The organism is Staphylococcus sp. HMSC072B07 (assembly GCF_001815505.1).
GTDB lineage: Bacteria > Bacillota > Bacilli > Staphylococcales > Staphylococcaceae > Staphylococcus > Staphylococcus simulans.
In genome coordinates this window covers 4,033-4,317 of sequence record NZ_KV820945.1, presented here as the reverse complement: position 1 = coordinate 4,317, position 285 = coordinate 4,033, and the positions used below count along the sequence as shown (strand labels likewise).

The window sequence follows — 285 nt, the reverse complement described above, 5'->3', positions numbered from 1 at the left end:
TTAGGTACTTTTGTTGAATCGTCAACTGTTACTACCGGTGTACCTTTATCCGCTGGGAAGTTCGGTATTGTCACTTTATCTTTGACCTCTTGTTCAGTTGTGCCTTGGCCGAACGGTTTTTCAATTGGTTTGACTGTTGGTTCATAAGTGTCTGAATCTTTTGGACCGACTGTAACTTTCACATTCACTGTATCTGTTGTTTTATCTGGATAAGTCACTGTAACCGGTACTTCGAACTCGCCGCTAGTTTGACCGTCAGGAATTTTTGTTTCATCTACTGTCACT

General features: G+C 41.4%; 1 protein-coding gene. It reads right to left on the bottom strand.

What is annotated here, in order from left to right; all coding sequences use genetic code 11:
• Window positions 1-285, bottom strand: a 285-nt coding sequence (locus HMPREF3031_RS10700; protein WP_142351328.1) for a Rib/alpha-like domain-containing protein, incomplete at both ends; no start/stop codon positions are given.